This is a genomic window from Methylobacterium mesophilicum, from assembly GCF_022179445.1.
Classification (GTDB): domain Bacteria; phylum Pseudomonadota; class Alphaproteobacteria; order Rhizobiales; family Beijerinckiaceae; genus Methylobacterium; species Methylobacterium mesophilicum.
Genome location: NZ_BPQU01000027.1, coordinates 14,366 through 31,388 on the forward strand (window position 1 = coordinate 14,366; position 17,023 = coordinate 31,388).

At 63.1% G+C, this 17,023-nt stretch carries 12 protein-coding genes and 1 riboswitch; of the genes, 6 read left to right on the forward strand and 6 right to left on the reverse strand.

All coding sequences use genetic code 11. The features are described 5' to 3' along the window. Nucleotides 1-31: 31 nt before the first annotated feature. Both MFF40_RS21715 and MFF40_RS21720 read right to left on the reverse strand, forming a co-directional pair. Nucleotides 32-2,431 (reverse strand): DEAD/DEAH box helicase family protein, encoded by a 2,400-nt coding sequence (locus tag MFF40_RS21715; RefSeq protein WP_238262191.1) that lies wholly within the window; start codon nt 2,429-2,431, stop codon nt 32-34. A gap of 652 nt (nt 2,432-3,083) precedes the next feature. Beyond that, complete coding sequence (locus MFF40_RS21720; protein WP_238262192.1) at nt 3,084-4,091, reverse strand: site-specific integrase; 1,008 nt, start codon at nt 4,089-4,091, stop codon at nt 3,084-3,086. A 155-nt stretch (nt 4,092-4,246) separates the two neighbouring features. Between MFF40_RS21720 and MFF40_RS21725 the strand changes: the two genes are divergently transcribed. Genes MFF40_RS21725 through MFF40_RS21740 form a run of 4 tightly spaced genes read left to right on the forward strand, consistent with a single transcriptional unit; the run spans nt 4,247 to nt 7,773 of the window. Next, the gene (locus MFF40_RS21725; protein ID WP_238262230.1) at nt 4,247-4,399 is read left to right on the forward strand and encodes a hypothetical protein; all 153 of its coding nucleotides are present in this window, start codon (nt 4,247-4,249) and stop codon (nt 4,397-4,399) included. Further along, the gene (locus tag MFF40_RS21730) at nt 4,396-5,658 is read left to right on the forward strand and encodes a MotC family chemotaxis protein (RefSeq protein WP_238262193.1); all 1,263 of its coding nucleotides are present in this window, start codon (nt 4,396-4,398) and stop codon (nt 5,656-5,658) included. The genes MFF40_RS21725 and MFF40_RS21730 overlap by 4 nt, the downstream gene beginning before the upstream one ends. Further along, on the forward strand, nt 5,655-7,268 hold the full coding sequence (locus MFF40_RS21735; protein WP_238262194.1) for a flagellar hook-length control protein FliK: 1,614 nt from the start codon (nt 5,655-5,657) through the stop codon (nt 7,266-7,268). Before MFF40_RS21730 ends, MFF40_RS21735 begins: the two co-directional genes overlap by 4 nt. After that, nucleotides 7,228-7,773 (forward strand): transglycosylase SLT domain-containing protein, encoded by a 546-nt coding sequence (locus tag MFF40_RS21740; protein WP_147855816.1) that lies wholly within the window; start codon nt 7,228-7,230, stop codon nt 7,771-7,773. The genes MFF40_RS21735 and MFF40_RS21740 overlap by 41 nt, the downstream gene beginning before the upstream one ends. A gap of 356 nt (nt 7,774-8,129) precedes the next feature. Here MFF40_RS21740 and MFF40_RS21745 read toward each other — a convergent pair whose 3' ends face one another. Further along, nucleotides 8,130-8,540 carry a hypothetical protein gene (locus MFF40_RS21745; RefSeq protein WP_147855815.1) on the reverse strand — a complete coding sequence of 137 codons (411 nt, stop codon included), beginning with the start codon at nt 8,538-8,540 and terminating at the stop codon, nt 8,130-8,132. A 462-nt stretch (nt 8,541-9,002) separates the two neighbouring features. Then, nucleotides 9,003-9,593 (reverse strand): cell wall hydrolase, encoded by a 591-nt coding sequence (locus tag MFF40_RS21750; RefSeq protein ID WP_147855814.1) that lies wholly within the window; start codon nt 9,591-9,593, stop codon nt 9,003-9,005. 418 nt (nt 9,594-10,011) lie between these two features. Then, nucleotides 10,012-10,209: riboswitch (cobalamin riboswitch) on the forward strand. A 150-nt stretch (nt 10,210-10,359) separates the two neighbouring features. Here MFF40_RS21750 and MFF40_RS21755 point away from each other — a divergent pair. Continuing rightward, entirely contained in the window at nt 10,360-12,474 is a 2,115-nt protein-coding gene (locus tag MFF40_RS21755; RefSeq protein WP_378995599.1) for a TonB-dependent receptor, read from the forward strand. 22 nt (nt 12,475-12,496) lie between these two features. Here MFF40_RS21755 and MFF40_RS21760 read toward each other — a convergent pair whose 3' ends face one another. After that, complete coding sequence (locus MFF40_RS21760) at nt 12,497-12,823, reverse strand: DMT family transporter (protein ID WP_238262195.1); 327 nt, start codon at nt 12,821-12,823, stop codon at nt 12,497-12,499. Nucleotides 12,824-13,154: 331 nt separating this feature from the next. Here MFF40_RS21760 and MFF40_RS21765 point away from each other — a divergent pair, with 331 nt between their 5' ends. Next, nucleotides 13,155-14,384, forward strand: a complete 1,230-nt coding sequence (locus tag MFF40_RS21765; protein WP_238262196.1) for a serine hydrolase domain-containing protein — start codon at nt 13,155-13,157, stop codon at nt 14,382-14,384. Nucleotides 14,385-14,717: 333 nt separating this feature from the next. Here MFF40_RS21765 and MFF40_RS21770 read toward each other — a convergent pair whose 3' ends face one another. Beyond that, nucleotides 14,718-16,118 carry a DUF4105 domain-containing protein gene (locus MFF40_RS21770; protein ID WP_238262198.1) on the reverse strand — a complete coding sequence of 467 codons (1,401 nt, stop codon included), beginning with the start codon at nt 16,116-16,118 and terminating at the stop codon, nt 14,718-14,720. Between the last annotated feature and the right edge of the window lie 905 nt (nt 16,119-17,023).

Below are 17,023 nucleotides of genomic sequence, written 5' to 3' on the forward strand. Positions count from 1 at the left end.
CCATTAGGTGAAATGACTTTGTATAATGAACTTATTTCCAGTAGCGGCTCATGTACCTTCCCTTGTCGGAAAATCTATCCTTCTTTGATTTACTTTCATTGGCAGCTTGAGTTAAAGCAACATCAGCATCGAACCTCTCAACACCAGCACTCATTAGCGTAAGTGCGAAATTAAACATGGCCTCATTGCTACCCGTTGGTCGGCCCGTTTTGGGATTGATTGCGTTGATGGCAGCTCGGTAACGTGACATTCCTGCATCGATAATCCGTCGATGCTCATTGGTTTGACTGGCTATTCCACTTACTGTTATAATTTCAGCACCAAAGTCTTGATCGAAGCGAGTGATGATAGGATTATTGATCCAATCCGCCACAGCAATAGGGTTTCTGTTTTTCTTATAATGGAAGTAGAAACCGGATCCTTCTCTAGGTTGACACGGGAGGTAGAAGGCGCTCACGACGTTCGGCTTGTTATCGATCCCATGAAGCTTGCGCTCGCCCTTCGGTCGCCTATCATTGAGTCCGTAGTATCCTGCATTTTCGATCCGCTGAACAATCTGATGCCATAAGAACTTGTAGGTAGCAGGGGACATCACATCGTCAGTTAGAAACACGGCCCGATAACGTGGCTTATCAGACGTGTGACTATAAGAGTTGTAACAGATCATTTCGATATGCGGGAAGATACGGGTCAAACTCAGATGCTTTAGCTCGGTGTCATCCAGATCGAGATACACGTGCCTCCCCCATAACGCATTGTTCTCAGCCCTCAAGCTATTAGTGTTCGACACCGGGACGCACAATGCAGGCATGATGAGGTTGTTATCGTCTTTGTTTGCCAATGACCTTTTGTGCAATCCCTTCATGTATTTGCCGAAATTCTCATTAATCATAGTGATTGGAAATGACATGCCTTCGGATTTACTGATAATTATAGATCCTTGATATGCTGTCACGTTTTCTCTTATAGTGTTATAAGCTATATCGTGACAGGACATGTGATATCCGGCTTCAATTATGCGTTCATGGCCCAATTCGTACCTTTCAACCAATCCTTCCTGTTCCTGTTTCAAGCGTTGCCTTCTAGCCCTTTGCCGCTCAGTCGCGCTCTCATACTGTTTGGTCCTACCCGGCTTCTTCGGCTTACGATCATCCACACCTAGAGAATGAACGCGAGAGCCGGGAAACAACTGTGACTGCCACTCGGCATTCTGCCGGTCAGGCAGAATTACCATCTTTCTATTATTGTTATTTGGATCCCGTATCGAAATGCGCCCTAGTGACTGGTATGTATTCAAATAGTCATGTGCAATCTTCTGTTCTGTCTTACAAATACCTGCAAAGTCTTCAAGAAATTCAGCGTCGTGATTGGGGAGGTTGAACGCAGTAGTGATTACGATCCGGTCGTGATGTTGGAAATCATTACGTCCATGCGAGAAATGAGGAAGCTTTTCATTCCCTGGCAGTTGCCCAAAAGGACTTTCGGTCTCGAACACCTTATTGTCTAGCCAACAGAACGGCTGACCTTCTAATAAGTTTATCGCCCTATCAAGAAACTTTCCTCTTATGCTACCATCTTGAGATTGGGCATATAGGGACCAATTCGTTTCTGAGCCATAATAGAAGTCAATCTTTTCGCCGTTTAAATGCTCTCGATACCGCAGTTTAGACAGAGCATCCTCATCATCTATGAACCTAACGCCGTTCCGCTTAAACCATTTGTATAACAGGGTGTCCTGCGCTCTTGCTCCCAACATTCCCACTGAACGAAAGCCTTCGAACGTCTCCGGCTTAAGCAAGGAAAATATCCTTAAGTACGAATCATCACCCCTGCCTTTGAGGAGATCTTCGTATTGTTCTCGTTTTACAAAAGTTCGGTAGTTCCGATTCAGAAACAATTGAGCGACGGGTCGAAGCACGCCATCAATCTCGTCGTTCTTCCGATTTTCAGCTATCGTTCTTATGGCACCGTTGTCCCTGATTACGACTTCTCCGAACGTAGAACCTCGCGGCACTATCTCTATCGCATTTGTTAGATTAGTGTGGTTGCGAGGAACTTGTTTAGATACTGAAATAAATCCTTTCGGTATCTCGTCACATTGAACGTGGAAGTGCCCCGCATTCACGAGCGCCGGCAGATTTTCGAATGAGGCAAATGTTGAAAGAACGATATGCGGGCCATCAAACGGCCTTTTCATATGCTCAAATAAACTACCTACTGCTCTATTCGGCCGAGTCTTGCTGTTAATTATTTCGACGTGCACGGAGGGATCGATCTGCCTTAAGCAGCGTGCGGTTTGGTCGTTTAGATCCAAAGTCGGCTGCAATATTAAGGTCGTCTCTCCTGATGCAGCTAATGTTATTGAATCCTTGGCAATCAAAGTCGTCTTGCCAGCCCCGAATGAGGCGGCAACAGTATTAATGTCTAACATCGTTGTAAGATTATCTCTGTTTGATCTGCAATGACTGCCGTCTCTTTAATCAGAGAAGGATAATGTCTGTATCGCAATTTGGTTGGAATATGCCTGATCGGCCACCTGAAAGAGCAGCGCATTCAAACGATTAGAAGGTGACAGCGCCACAACGTTAACCGAAAGTCAATGAGAACGATTTCTTACTGCGTTCCTATGTTTTGAGTTTTCGGAATCATTCAGAAAATCCTGGCATCATAACTTTAATGTCTGACGATGCCGGCCCTCAATCTTAAATTGACTGAAAGCAGCTCTAAATAGGTACCTGAGGTATTCGGATTAATATATCCAAGAAACGCGCTATTTGATTGGTATAAACCGGTTCCGCTTGGGGATCACACCGGACTCTTACATAAGACGGTGAGTCGGTTGTTGATCTAGAAGCTCAATCTTCTGTAATCAACTGTGGAAATGCGGCGATTCAAACGTATATCGAGAGTTCATTCCTCTCCATTTGTACTTGAAAGTCCCCGATTAAGAGTGTGCTATGAGAACTAATAACTAGACTTGAGTCCTTCGCTCATTGGGTAGGCTGCGGCTTTAGCTGAAAGATCCTTGAATGCAGGCGACAGCGGCAATTAGTGTTCTGAACATTCCTTGCCGCATGTCTGTTCTACGGATTTTTATTAAAAATTGCAGCGAGTTTCGCGGCTACATTTGCAGGTTTGATATGAGTGTATCTTTTTAGCATTTTATAATCGCGGTGGCCTGAAATCATTGCTACCTCAGGGATACTAAGTCCATATTCGAAATGCCGAGAAATACCCTCGTGTCTTAGATCGTGCCATCGCAAATTTCGGATTTCAGCGGCCTTTAATAACTCTACCCACCAGGAATTCAACGTATAATAATTTACTGAAATTATTTGGCTTTCAGAATCTATTCTTTCAATTGAACTCAGGATATCTATCGCCCTAGGCGTTAACGGAATCGTTCTTGGATAGTCATTCTTTGTCTTGGGGATATAGAGCGTTGATTGATTGAAATCAATATCTACCCACTTCGCATTGAGTAGCTCACCTTTCCTCATTGCAGTCTCAATGGCTAATTCAATAATATGTATCATGGACCTCCGACCTCTTTGACGATCATTTTCGACAATTCTGTTCCATTCTTCTTGTGAAATACGCCGCTCTCTGTTGTTTCGAACTTTTGGCTTCCTCACACTCTTAAATACGTTCGTTGGTAAGCGAAGCCCCCATTCGCTTTGGGCGATGGTCAAACAATGTGATCCGATAGAAAGCTCTCTCACGACCGTCGCAGGTTTAACTGTTTTCAGTCGTTGGTCTCTGTAGCGGGCAACGTCCGCTTCACACAAATTGTCAATCTTTATATTGTAGATATGTTCTCTTTGAAATCTTTTGAGTATCGATTTCTCTCTTTTATACCAATATCTTTTTGAAAGAATTTCGATGAAATATCTTTCGAGCAAATCTCCGACAGTCTTTCTATCACAGGTTGGTTGGTTTGTTATTTCGGGGCTGAGGTATTTTTCTGTTTCCGTTGCCTTAGACCATATAACAGCTTCGGTCTTTGTTTTGAAGGTTTTAGTTATGGGCTCGGATCCTTTGATTCTTACCTGAACCTGAAATTTCCCATTCCTCTTCCTAATCGTCGCCATTGTCATCCTCATTGTGACCGACATTGTGCCCGGACGCATGAATCTAAGGCTTTCGATGGAATTCGATGGGGTTTGAACGACCGGTAAGCCGTTGTTTTACAATGATTTTCCCATCAACTAGCGTGAAGGAACGCATAGCAGCGCGATTGCCTAGTATGGCCTCGTACATGCTGACGCGGGCGGGGATCGACGAGGCACGGATCACCCGGATCGAGGGCGCCGCCGACCGGATGCCGCGGAACATTGCGGACCCGAAGGCGCCGGAGAACCGCCGGATCGAGATCCTCCTGCAGGGCGCGTCGGGATGAGGCGGATCGCGCGAAGCGCCCTCGGCGCCCTTCTCACCCTGTGCCCGTATCCGGTCTGCGCAGATCCGGAGCCGCCGGCGACCGAGACGGCGCAACCTCCGGCGTCCGATGTGTCCCGGCCGGCACCGGCCGCAGACCCGCAGGCCCGGAAGGCCGGCCCGGTCGAGTGGGTGCGCACGCTGCAATTGCTGCAGGATCGGATCGCCGTCGGGTCCCTGGCGGCACACGAGAGCCAGCCGGTGCTCATGGCCCGGATCGAGGGCGATCTCCTCATGGCCCCGCCGGAGGTCTGGGCCGATCGGCATAACGTGCAGGCGGCCATCGTCTTCGCCCTGAGCGGCGGCGGCCCGGCGATCCTGCGGCGCCTGACCAAGAAGGACAGCCCAGACACGCCCGAGACGAATCTCGCGCGCGGTGCGCTGGCCTATATCGACGGCCAGGAGGCCGAGGCGAGCCGCCTGCTCAAGGACATCGACACGGCGACCCTGCCGCCGACGCTCGCCGGGGCGATCGCCCTCACGCAGGCCGCCCTCACGGTGAACGAGAACCCGGTCCGCGCGATCGACCTCCTCGATCGCGTCCGCCTGCTGTTGCCGGGGACCCTCGTCGAGGAAGGCGCGCTGCGCCGCGAGATCTTCGCGCTCGGGCAGGGCGGCGACCTGAAGAAGTTCGAAGTGCTGGCCATCCAGTACCTGCGCCGCTTCCAGCACTCGATCTACGCGGGCAACTTCCGGCAACGCTTCGCCTTTCAGCTGACGCAGCTGAATTTCGGCCAGGACGAGGCCCGCTTCGCCGCCTTCACCCGGATCATGAACGAACTCGCGCCCGAGAGCCGGCGGGACCTCTACCTGCTGATCGCCCGGACGGCGGTCCAGGAGGGCAAGACCGGCACGGCCCTCATGGCGTCCGACAAGGCGCTGCTGTTCTGCGCCCCGGACAGCCTGGAGGAGACGCAGGCCCAGCTCTACCGCGCCGCCGCCGAGATCGTGACCCTGGCGACGTTCCAGACGGCCCTGCAGAAGCTCAAAGCGGTGGACCGGGCGAGGCTGCCGGCGCGCGACGTCCAACTCCTCGACGCCGCCCTGTCGATGGCCGACCAGATCGGACGGGGGCTGGCCCGGTCCGCCACCCCGCCGGATGCCGAATCGTCGAAGCGTGCGCAGGTCCAGGCGGCAGCCGACGAACCCGGCAGCCTGATCCCCAAAGCCGAGGCCATGATTGGCCGGATCGATCAACTCCTTCGGAAGTCAAACCCGTGAATCCGATCTCCGCCGCGGTTCCGAATCCCACCCCGAAGCCGGATCGCGAGATCGTGCCGGCCAATGCGAACGGCGATGCGCCGCAGCAGGGGACGGGACGCGAGAGCGCCTTCGGGACTGTCCTGCGCGAGCTCTCGGGGACCGGTCCGGCGTCCCCGGCCAAGGACGACGCCGCGAAGGCCAAGCCCGACGACGCCGAGGGCGATGCTGTTCCGGAGGCAACCGTCGCGGCCCCGGCCGCACCCGGAATGCCGGCAGGCTCTGCCGCAGCCCTGGTGGCAGATCTCCTGCGCGTTGCGGCACCGCCCGCTCTCACCGCGGCTTCTTCCGAATCCGCGACGGCCACCCGGGATCGGCCTGCTGCGGCACCGACCGTTCCCGGAACCGGAAGCCTGTCGGCGTCCGCACTCGGTTCCACGGGAGCGCCGGTTCGCGAACCGTCATCGGGATCCGCATCGGCCCTGGCCGGGAGCGTGGATGCGGACCCACCCCACACGAACGAGGCCACGCGCGCGGACGGACCCACAAGTACGGATGAGGCCACGCATGCGGACGAGCCCGCGCGCAGGAACGAACCTGCGCCCACGGACGGCCCCACGCGCGCAGACGGCCTCACGCGGGCGGACAGACCCACGCACGCGGAAGGACCCACGCCCGCGGACGTCGCGAAGGTCCTTCGCGCCGCTGCGGGCAACGTCGCGGTGCTGGGCCGCGCGGTTCATTTCCAGCCCGTCGTCGCGGGCGGCGCGCCGGCGCCCGAGCCTGCGAGCGCGGGGCCGGCAGAGCCTGCCGGCCCCGCGCTCGGCGTCCTCGATCCGCAAGGCACCCGGTCCGCGCTGCCGGCCCTGAATGCCGCGGCGGCGCTGAAGCTTCAGCCGCCGGTCCGGTCGGAGCCGGATCCGCGGCGCGCGGCCACGGCAATCGACGCCGAGGCCGGCCCCCAGAAGCCGGTGGGCATCGCACCCGCGCCGGGCCGCGTGGTCTCCGGGGTCGAGCGGGCCGTTCTCGCCTCCATCGGCGAGCACGCCGAGGATGCCGCGGCGTCGGCCGGATCATCGCGCGACGGGACCGGGACCGCCACGAGCCTGCCCGCCGGATCATTGCCGATGATCGCCACGGCCATCCGGGAGGAGCTCGAGCGCGCGACCGCGGCCGCCGCCGCGCAGGGCCGGATCCACGCCGATCCGACGGCCGGCGGCGTCCCGGACGGGCCGCTGCGCGTCCTCAAGATCCAGCTTCGGCCGGAGGATCTCGGGGTCGTCACCGTGGAGATGCGGCTCTCCAACGGCCAGCTCGAAACCCATCTACGCGCCTCGCAGCCGGAGACCGCCGCGCTGCTGCACAAGGATGCGGCGATCCTCACCGACCTCCTGAGCCACAGCAGCTACCAGGCCGAGGTCACCGTCGGGCAGGCGCGCCCCGCCGAGGCGTCGACCGCGTCGGGCGGCTCGCAATCGCAGGCGTCCCCGTCGTTCGCCGACGGCGGGGCCCGCCCCGGCAACGAGGGCGCCAGACAGCGGCAGGACGCGCAGCGCCAGGCCGGCAACAGACGCGACGGAGAACGGACGGATGAAGCGGTACGTCCTCGCGACGGCGGCATTTATCTCTAGCGCTGTCCCGGCCGCCGCGAATGTCTGCGAGGCCGAGATGGGGCGCGCCTCCGCCCGCTACGGCGTGCCGCTGGGCGTGCTCTACGCCGTCGGCCTGACCGAGACCGGCAAGCGCGGTTCCCTCCAGCCCTACGCCATGAACATCGCCGGAACCGCCTATTTCGGGACGGGGCCGCGGGACGTGATCGCCCGCTTCACGGAAGCGCGCAGCAAGGGCATCCGCCTGATCGACCTCGGCTGCATGCAGATCAACCACCTCTATCACGGCGGCAAGTTCGGCTCGGTCGAGGCCATGATCGACCCGCACGCGAACGTCGAGTACGCCACCCAATTCCTCCAAGAGCTCAAGAAGCGCGAGGGCAGCTGGACGATGGCGGTGGCCCGCTACCATGCCGGGCCGAACAACAATGCGGCGCAGAAACAGTATATCTGCCGGGTTGTCGCCAACATGGTCGCGACCGGATTCGGGCAATGGACCCCGGCGGCGACGCAGTTCTGCCGGTGATGCCCCTTCGACCGGGGGTGGCCGCGGCCACGCTCGGTCACGGTGGCCGGCGCCGATCCGCCCCGCGGCAGGTCGCGTCGCTTTCGACCTTGCGTCGAGAGACGCGGACGAGAAACGGATTCTTCAGCGCCAACAGCGCAGATTACTGACCACTCTATGCGGATGCTGCCTATTGGCCGCTCATACGTTGAGCAAGACGGCAAACGCCACCATCCTTCCGGGGCTGGGGGAGCAGGATGAACGACGCACCAGACCCGCCCGACGGCGCGTTCGCCAAGACGCTTCTGCTGTTCGCGGTGACCATCGCGATCATCGCGGTCTCGGCCTACATCCTGATCCGGATGGATTGAGCGCCGTCAGAGGATCTTGCAGCTTCCGTAGCTCATCCTGATCTCGCCGCGGTCCTCCGGATTCAGCTGCGCCTCGACGAAGTTCAGCTTGTTCAGGTCGATCAGAAGGAAATACACGCCGTTCTGGCACTTGATCGCGTTGCGCGGCGTCCGTTCGTTCAAGCGCGGCGACGCCACCTGACATTCGTAATAGTCGGAGCGCCCGGCGGAGAGGACGGTCAGCAAGCCGCCGCCGGAGACCATCGAGAAGGTCCGCGCCCGGTGCGGCTGCGGCTTCGCGCCCTCGGGGCCCGGGGCCGCGTCGAGCCCCACCGACACGTCCTCCGTACAGGTCATCGGGCGGCGCAACTGAGAGGCTGCCGGTGCGATGCTCAGGATGAGGACCGCACCAGCGAGCGCTACCCTGTGGGCGATCATCGGCGGCAGATCCGTGATTCGTGGGTAGTTCTAACCGACAAGCTAAGGCGTCGTCCGGCGATGTAAATCGCGCCTCCGCGAGTCGCGAAGCCGATCAACAGATTTACCGTCGCGCGCGATGTCACTTCATCTGCCATGACCGGTCAAGATGGTGCGATCGACAACACCGGCTCGCTCTATGCCGGTGGATCCGCGTCCCTGGCGGGAACCGCGTCCCGATGTATCGGGCGCGGCGGGATCCGCACGCGACGCGAGCGGATTGTCACGGGGCGCAGGCGCGCGAAAAGGGGAGGGACCCCGGCTGGAACCGCGATCCGGATCCGGCAGGGCCGTCCGGATCGTTGCGCCCGCCGCGCGCGGCTCGAGGTCGCGCTCCGACGACGTGGCTCCGGTTCGTCGCAGGAGAGCGCGTCAAAACAAGAGCTTAGAGCCGTTCCCACCCCAACGCGGTCGGGCACGGCTTTAGCGCGTCGGCGCAGCCGGGCCGGCCGCGTAGCTCGACACCGACGGGGGCAGGGCGGCGGGCGCCGGCGTTTCCGCCTTGGCGGCGCGGGTGTTGCGCTTCTCGTAGAAGGCGTTGCCGCCGGCCACGGCCACGTAGTGCATGTTCTTGTACGGGAAGTGGTGGCCGGCCGTGTGGAAATACATCGCCTTCCCGACCTTCGGGTGCCGCTCGCCCGCCAGCACCGCGTCGGCGGCGTCGGCCACCTTCTGAAGGTCGCGGTCCTGCATCGGCTTGGTCAGGACGCCGGGGGCGAACTGTCCGGGCTGCCCGACCACGGCACAGATGCCGCCCGGGAAGATCGCGGCCTCCATCCGGTTCATGACCACGGTGCCGACCGCCAGCAGGCCGGATTCGTCGCTGCGGTTCGATTCGAAATACATGGCCCGGCCGAGGCAGTCGCGCTCGGCGTCGGTGACCACCATCGACGGCTTGCGGTCGGGGATCGATCCTGTGGTCAGGGGTGACGCGGTGTTGCACGCACCGAGCCCGCCGGCGAGCGCCAGCGCGACCAGCCCGGAAACGGCCTTGATCCTCTCGCTACCCTGCATGCATCAGCGCTCCGTCCTCCGGCCTCGGGGCAGGGCGATCGCCCATCCCGGCGTCGCCACACTCGATCGTTGTACGCGCCAAGCTTGTGTGCACGTTCGCGGCGAGGATGTGGCGGGCCGTCATGCGTGGACCGCCCCGAACGCCGGCCTGCCCGCGCTGGCGGACCGGCGGATGGCCCTGGAACGCGGCCCCCCGGGGGACGGACCGGGGCCGCAGCGGGAGCCGCAGGTCCGGCCGGAAAAACGCTGCGGTGCCAAAACCATAGCGTCGCCCCCGAGCGTCCGGGATCCGAGGGAGCAGCCCCGCGGGCGGCGGATTCTTCCGGCGGAACCGGGAGCCGGGCGAGGGCCCGGTGTCATCCGATAGACACACACGCCGCCAACCGGTGCCGGGACGTTGACGGGACCCACGCCTTGGCCGGACTGTGGCCGGGACGGTTCCCTTCGGGGATCAAAAGGGAACGCGGTGAGGGGCCTTCTCCGAAGCCGCGGCTGCCCCCGCAACTGTAAGCGGTGAGCCTTCTCGTCACCACGTCACTGGGCCGCCTCGCCCGGGAAGACGACGGGAGGGCTGCGACCCGTGAGCCAGGAGACCTGCCGTCCGTCGTGGTCACACGCGAAACGCGCTGGGCGGGGTGTCCTGGCGGGTGCCGGGACGCCCGCGCGAGCGCGGTCGGCGCGGCCTCGTTCGCGGTGACGTGCCACTGCCGTCGCCCGAGGTCCCGTGCCCCATCCTGTCCCGCGCTGTGCGCTCTTGAAACTGTCCGTGCTGACGGCCCTCGCCCTGCTGCCTCCGGCGGCCTCCGCCCGGGACGGAACACGGCCGAGCCCGGACGCCGAGGCGACGCTCGACGAGATCTCGGTCACCGCGGAGCCGTCCGCGCCGCCGCGGGGCGGGGTGGCCGCGAGTGCCGGCTATGTCGGCGGCGTGACCGGCATCGGCGGCCCGCTCCTGACCGTGGATTCCGCCAGCGCGGGGGTGATCACGGGCGCCCAGCTCAACAGCCGGCCGGTGACGCGTCCCGGCGAGGTGCTGGAGGCGGTGCCGGGCCTGATCGTCACCCAGCACAGCGGGGAGGGGAAGGCCAACCAGTTCTTCCTGCGCGGCTTCAACCTCGACCACGGCACCGACATCGCTCTGTTCCTGGACGGCATGCCCCTCAATATGCGCACCCACGCGCACGGCCAGGGCTATGCCGACATCAACTTCCTGATCCCCGAACTCGTCGGCGCGGTGGAGTTCCACAAGGGGCCGTACTTCGTCCGCGACGGCGATTTCGCCTCCGCCGGCTCGGTGCGGATCGACTATCTCGACACCGTCCAGAAGAACCTCGCGCTCACCGCCATCGGCAGCTTCGGCTACAAGCGGGCGCTCAGCATCGCCTCGACCCCGCTCGGGGACGGCAACCTCCTGGTTGCAGGTGACGCGCAGGTCTATGACGGGCCGTGGGTGGTCCCGGACGCCCTGCGCAAGATCAGCACCGTCGCCCGCTACAGCCAGGGCACGGCGCTCGACGGATTCTCGGTCACCGGCATGGCCTATGCCAGCCGCTGGACCGCCACCAACCAGATCCCCGAGCGGGCGGTCGTCCAGGGGCTGATCGGCCGCTACGGCACGATCAACCCCACGGATGGCGGCGATACGAGCCGCTTCTCGCTGTCCGGCCGCTTCAGCAGCACCGACGAAACCGGCGTGACCCGGGCCTCGGCCTACGTGATCCGCTCGCAGCTCAACCTGTTCAACGACTTCACCTATTTCCTCAACGACCCCGTCGCGGGCGACCAGTTCCACCAGCTCGACCAGCGCATCATCGGCGGCGGCGAGGCGCTGCACATCTTCCAGGGCGACCTGTTCGGGCGGCCGATGGAGAACGAGATCGGCGTGCAGACCCGAACCGACAGCATCCGGGTCGGCCTGTTCAACACGACGAACCGGCAATACCGCTCGGGGGTGCTCGACGACCGCGTGCTGGAGACGAGCGGCGCGTTCTACTTCGACAACCGGGTGCGCTGGACCGACTGGCTGCGCACCAGCCTCGGCTTCCGCGCCGACGGCTACGCGGCCCGCGTCGCCTCGGACACGCCGGCCAATTCCGGGCGGGCGCGCGATGCCATCGTCAACCCGAAGCTCGGCCTGACCCTCGGGCCATGGTTCGACACCGAGCTCTACGTGAATTACGGCGGCGGCTTCCACTCGAACGACGTGCGCGGCGTGACCGCCACCGTCGATCCGGCGAGCTCGCTGTTCAACACCACCCGCTCGCCGTTCCTCGTGCCTTCGACCGGCTACGAGGTCGGGCTGCGCAACCGCTCGATCGCCGGGCTGGAGACCAGCCTGGCGCTGTTCCGGCTCGACTTCGCGTCCGAAAACCTGTTCCAGGGCGACACCGGCACCACGGAGCCGAGCCGCCCGACCCGGCGCTTCGGGGTCGAGTGGACGAACCGCTACGCGCTGACGCCGTTCCTGTCGCTGGAGGGCGATTTGACGGTCACCAACGCCCGGTTCTCCGACATCAATCCGGTCGGCACCCGGGTGCCGGAGGCGCCCACCACCATCGCGTCGGCGGGCATCACCTTCGGCGAGCCGCTCGGCTGGTTCGGCTCCCTGCGGTTCCGGTATTTCGGGCCGCGCCCGCTGATCGAGGACAACTCCATCCGCTCGCGCCCGACCGCCCTGTTCAACGGCCGGGTCGGCTACGCCTTCGAGAACGGGGTCAGCGTCTCCCTCGACGTGCTGAACCTGACCAACAGCCGGTCCGACCAGATCACCTACGCCTACGTCTCGCGCCTGCCCGGGGAGCCAGCCGAGGGCCTGACCGACCGCGTGTTCCACCCGGTCGAGCCCACGGCCGTGCGCCTCACCATCGCGGGCCGCTTCTGAGCATGCCGAAGCCGGGGCCGGCTCAGTGCTGGCCCTGCCCGGAAGCCAGGATGGCCACGCCCACCGCGATGATCGCGATCCCCACCAGCATGGTCGGGCTGATCGCCTCGCCGTACAGCCACGCGCCGCCGAGCGCTGCGCCGATCATGCCGACCCCGGACCAGATCGCGTAGACGACCCCGATCGGCAGCATGTCCATGCTGCTCGACATCAGCCACAGGGCGGTGCCGTAGCCCACCGCCACGATCAGGGTCGGCACGGGCCGCGTCAGGCCGTCAGCGGCCTTCAGGGCCAGGGTGGCGGCGACCTCCGCGCCGATCGCGAGCCCGAGGATCAGGTAAGGGTTCATCGCGCGGAAGACCTTTTGTGCAGGAACGGAGCCAACCTCAAATGAAACCCGGCTTTTCGGGTCACCATAGACGATCAGACAAGGACGGCAGGCTGGCGTTTGTGCGCAGCCGTCTCACCCCATAAGATGCCGCCAGACTTCGACAGCCCTTTTCCGTGGAATTCATGAACATTTTCGGATCGCCCGCGCCGGACACGTGCGGCTGAGATCCGAATGCAACGTCCGGCCCGGTTGGCCCTTCGTTAACGCCTCCTCATCATGGTCGCCGCGCGCGCCGGACCCCGGTCGACGGCGCCGTGACCGTGACGATCCAGAGCGACACCGATCCATCATGACCTCGTCGTCCGCGATCCCGGAGCCTTCGGCCCGTCCCCGCCCGGGGCGCCGACGGGGCCCGCGCTGGGGCGTGATCGCCGCGGCCGGCGGCATCGTGGCGACGGGCTGCGCCTGGACCGCCACCACCCTGATCGACGTCCCCGATCCGGTCACCCTGGCCGCCCTGGCGGTCCTCGAGCCGTCCGCGATCGGACCGTGGTTCCCGAGCCGGGTGGTGCAGGCGCCCGAACAGGCCCGCGACCTGGCATTCCGGCCGAGTCCGATCCTCGATCGCGTCCCCTGGAAGGGGAAGCCGGTCCCGCTCGCGACGATGCTGGCGGAGACGCACACCAACGCCTTCCTGGTGGTGCAGGACGGGGTTCTGATCCATGAATGGCAGCGCCCCGGGACCGGCCCGGCGACCCTGTTCCCGTCCTGGTCGGTGGCAAAGTCGATCGTGTCGCTGCTGGTCGGCGCCGCTGTGGCGAGCGGCAAGCTCGCGGAGACCGACCGGGTCTCGGCCCTGCTGCCCGAGCTGCGCCACGGCGCGGTGTTCGGCCAGATCACCGTGCGCGACCTCCTCGACATGACGAGCGGGATCGCCGTGCCGGAGAATTACGACCCGCAGCATCCGCTCACCGGCACCGCCGGGATGTACCTGACCCGGGACATCACCGCCTTCGTGCGCGACAACGCGCATCTGGCGTTCAAGCCCGGCAGCCAGGGCCGCTACCGCAGCATCGACACCGAGCTGCTCGGCCTGATCCTGGCGCGGGTCGAGGGCAAGCCGCTGGCGGACCTGCTCTCGGAGCGGATCTGGAAGCCGATGGGCGCCCAGGCCGACGCCACCTGGAACCTCGACCGGGCCGGCGGCATCGAGAAGGCGTTCTGCTGCATCAACGCCGTGCCCCGCGACTTCGCCCGCCTGGGGCTCCTGGTGGCCGACCAGGGCCGCGCCGGGCAGAACCGCATCATCCCGGCCCGCTGGATCGACCGGATCGAGACGCCGGCCCGCCGGGCGGTCGATGGCTGGCAGTATTCGGCCCAGTGGTGGCACGCCCCCGGGGGCGACGAGAGCGACATCTCGGCGATCGGGGTCTACGGCCAGTACGTCTACGTCAACCGCGAGACCGGCACCGTGATCGTGAAGCTCAGCGATCACGGCGCCGAGCAGGACGAGGTCGACACCCTGTCGGTGATGCAGGCCATCGCCCGCGACCTCGCCGCCCGCCGCACGGCCCGCTGACCCGGCACGCCGCCTGCCCCCCTCACAGACTCAGACATCTCCGGATGCGGCGCGGGTCCCCTCTCCCGTGCGGGCTACGATGTTCACACATCGGCTTGCCAAAGCCGCGCCGCGCCCCCTCTCCCGTGCGGGAGAGGGTTGGGGTGAGGGACCAGGTCTTTCCGGAGAGGTCGCATCCCTCACCCTGTCCCTCTCCCGCACGGGAGAGGGGACCCGCGCCACATCCGGGGATGGGTGAAGCCGATAGCCCGTGCGGGAAAGGGAGCAGGTCGCGCTTCGCCGGAAACGACCTGCGAACATCATAGGCAACAGCCGGGCGGGCAGGGAGGCCGCTCAAGCCTCGGTCGGGCCCGCGCCCGATGCGGGCCGGCGCCGGGCAAGCTGGAACACGCGTGTCAGCGACCCGACCCGGCCGTTGCGGATGAAACGCCGGCCGACACTGGCCCAGGCGATGGACGTCACGGGCGAGGCCGGATCGACCAGGGCGCTCAGCGCCCGGGCGTAGTCGAGAACCAGCCCGGGGGTCCAGGTCATCGACCGGGCGCCGTTGCGCAGCAGGGCCGCCGCCCAGAATTCCGGGCTGGTGAGGGCCTGGGCGAGGTTGCGCCAGGGATGCCCGTCCCGGCTGAACGCGCCCTCCACCGCCACGTCCAGGGCGCGGGCGACCGTGGTCGAGCAGTTGCGGCTGATGAAGTTGTAGGTCGTGTCGCGGTGATAGGCGTCCCAGAACGCCCGCAGCCGGGGGCCGTCGACGCCGTCGAGCGTGACCGCGACGGTGGCCTCGCACCAATCCGCGACCTCCGCGCGATGCGACGGCAGGAACCGGCCGGGGACGTCGTTCTCGGGGCCGGCGCGCAGGCTCGACCGGAGGTTGGCCGGCGAGCGGTCGATCTCCACCGCGGGGTAGTGGCTGATATAGAGGTCGCCCCCCAGTTCGAGGGCGGCGTGGCCGGTGGAGTAGCGCCCCGCCACGTCCACGGAGGCGACGTAGCGCCGGACCAGCCGCTGCGTGGCCGGCGTCGTGGCCTGGCCGGTCGGCGTCCAGACATAGACGGTCAGGCTGTCGGAGCCCGGGGCCGACGCCCCCTCCGGCACCGGCACCGGGGCCGTCCGCCGGGTGCGCAGGCCCGCCAGGGCCAGCCGCAGGCCGTTGATGACCAGGAACATCCCGATGCAGTAGCCGACCGTGCCGACATACCAGGTCGGCCAGGGCTGCAGGTGGAACACGCCGAAGGCGACGCCCAGCGCGCCGAGCGCCACCGAGGTGCGCCATTCGGGGAACTTCAGCAGGTAGGCGAGGACGATCCGGACCGTGCCGTCGACCAGGAAGACGGTGCCGAACAGCATCGCCAGCAGGAAGAAGCTCGAGGCCGAGGCCATCATGATCAGGATGGCCGCCACGGCCAGGAACAGGCCCTTGAAGATCCGCAGCCGCCGGGCCGCCCCCGCGGCGATCAGGCCGGCGCCGAGCGAACCGAGGGCGTCCACCAGCAGGAGCAGGCCGAACCAGCGCTCCGGGATGTGGACCGCCCCCGCGAGGGCATCGATCATCACGGCGGCGCCCAGCAGGGCCAGGGCCACGCCGGCGGCCAGGATCAGGTGCGCATGGCGGCGGACCGCCTCGCCCCCGACCAGCACCTGCCACAGCGGAGCCATCCGGGCGTTGCCCTCCCGGATCGGACGATCCGGATCGAGGCCGTCGGGCCGGGTTTCCAGGGATGAACGATGGGACATGGCAGGTCGTCTTCGGAAGCGCGCGTGCGACCCGAGCCGCTCCCGATCGCGTTGCCATCGGGAGCGGCTCGGGTCCTGGATTCGACGCGCTCGCTGACGCCGAACCGGTATCCATTTCGGCGGCGAGCGCGCCGGCACCTTCCACGACTCGCCTAAGGACCAGGTTAAGGCAATCGCGGCCGTCGCGCCGGACGCCGAGATGTCCAAAGCGAACGACCGGCTCCGCCATGCCGTCCGACCGGGTGACGTTTCGGGAACGGCAGCCGATTCACGCGGACCGGACACCGCTCCGGGGCGTCGCCCCAGCGCAGATCAGTCCTCGCGCTTAAAAACCGACGTTTCATACGATATAGGCTCGACGATGATAACTTTATTCAATAAAAACCTAAGATTTAAACCCCGCATTGTCTAGAAGGGTTGCGAAATAGCGACCGTATTAAGAAGATTCAATCAAATCCATAAGGAACTAATTATTAAAGGCCTTATATAAATCTATAGATGCACTATTTATTTTATTGTCGGTATTCATAATTATCTCACAGGATAATTATAGTTATAGCTCGGTTTTCAAATTAAAAACAAATCCCTGTCCGCATTCAATAGCTCTTCGCGCAACGGGCTTGCTCCTCATTAGCGGCGAGCAGGTGAGCTTTTTGGGCCACCCCAGGTAGCCATCGCCGCGTGCTTCGACTGCGTCGGCCCGTCCGATTGAACATTATCTGTCTGGATCCACGAAACGAGCAACCTCGTGTTGGATTTGTAGGACAAATTGTGTTCAAATACTATCCAAGGTAAACCCTAGACAATTCGCCGCAGTTTCGTATTGTTAGTCGCCAATTCTGGCGGGACATCAGCAGTCGCGTAGAAGTTCGCACGGGACGATCCGGTAAAATTATCCGTATCCC

What these genes read in the sequence shown, in the direction of transcription:
- MFF40_RS21715 (WP_238262191.1), bottom strand. Translation starts at nt 2,431, where the DNA reads ATGTTAGACATTAATACTGTTGCCGCCTCATTCGGGGCTGGCAAGACG.
- MFF40_RS21720 (WP_238262192.1), bottom strand. Translation starts at nt 4,091, where the DNA reads ATGGCGACGATTAGGAAGAGGAATGGGAAATTTCAGGTTCAGGTAAGA.
- MFF40_RS21725 (WP_238262230.1), top strand. Translation starts at nt 4,247, where the DNA reads ATGGCCTCGTACATGCTGACGCGGGCGGGGATCGACGAGGCACGGATC.
- MFF40_RS21730 (WP_238262193.1), top strand. Translation starts at nt 4,396, where the DNA reads ATGAGGCGGATCGCGCGAAGCGCCCTCGGCGCCCTTCTCACCCTGTGC.
- MFF40_RS21740 (WP_147855816.1), top strand. Translation starts at nt 7,228, where the DNA reads ATGAAGCGGTACGTCCTCGCGACGGCGGCATTTATCTCTAGCGCTGTC.
- MFF40_RS21745 (WP_147855815.1), bottom strand. Translation starts at nt 8,540, where the DNA reads ATGATCGCCCACAGGGTAGCGCTCGCTGGTGCGGTCCTCATCCTGAGC.
- MFF40_RS21750 (WP_147855814.1), bottom strand. Translation starts at nt 9,593, where the DNA reads ATGCAGGGTAGCGAGAGGATCAAGGCCGTTTCCGGGCTGGTCGCGCTG.
- MFF40_RS21760 (WP_238262195.1), bottom strand. Translation starts at nt 12,823, where the DNA reads ATGAACCCTTACCTGATCCTCGGGCTCGCGATCGGCGCGGAGGTCGCC.
- MFF40_RS21765 (WP_238262196.1), top strand. Translation starts at nt 13,155, where the DNA reads ATGACCTCGTCGTCCGCGATCCCGGAGCCTTCGGCCCGTCCCCGCCCG.
- MFF40_RS21770 (WP_238262198.1), bottom strand. Translation starts at nt 16,118, where the DNA reads ATGTCCCATCGTTCATCCCTGGAAACCCGGCCCGACGGCCTCGATCCG.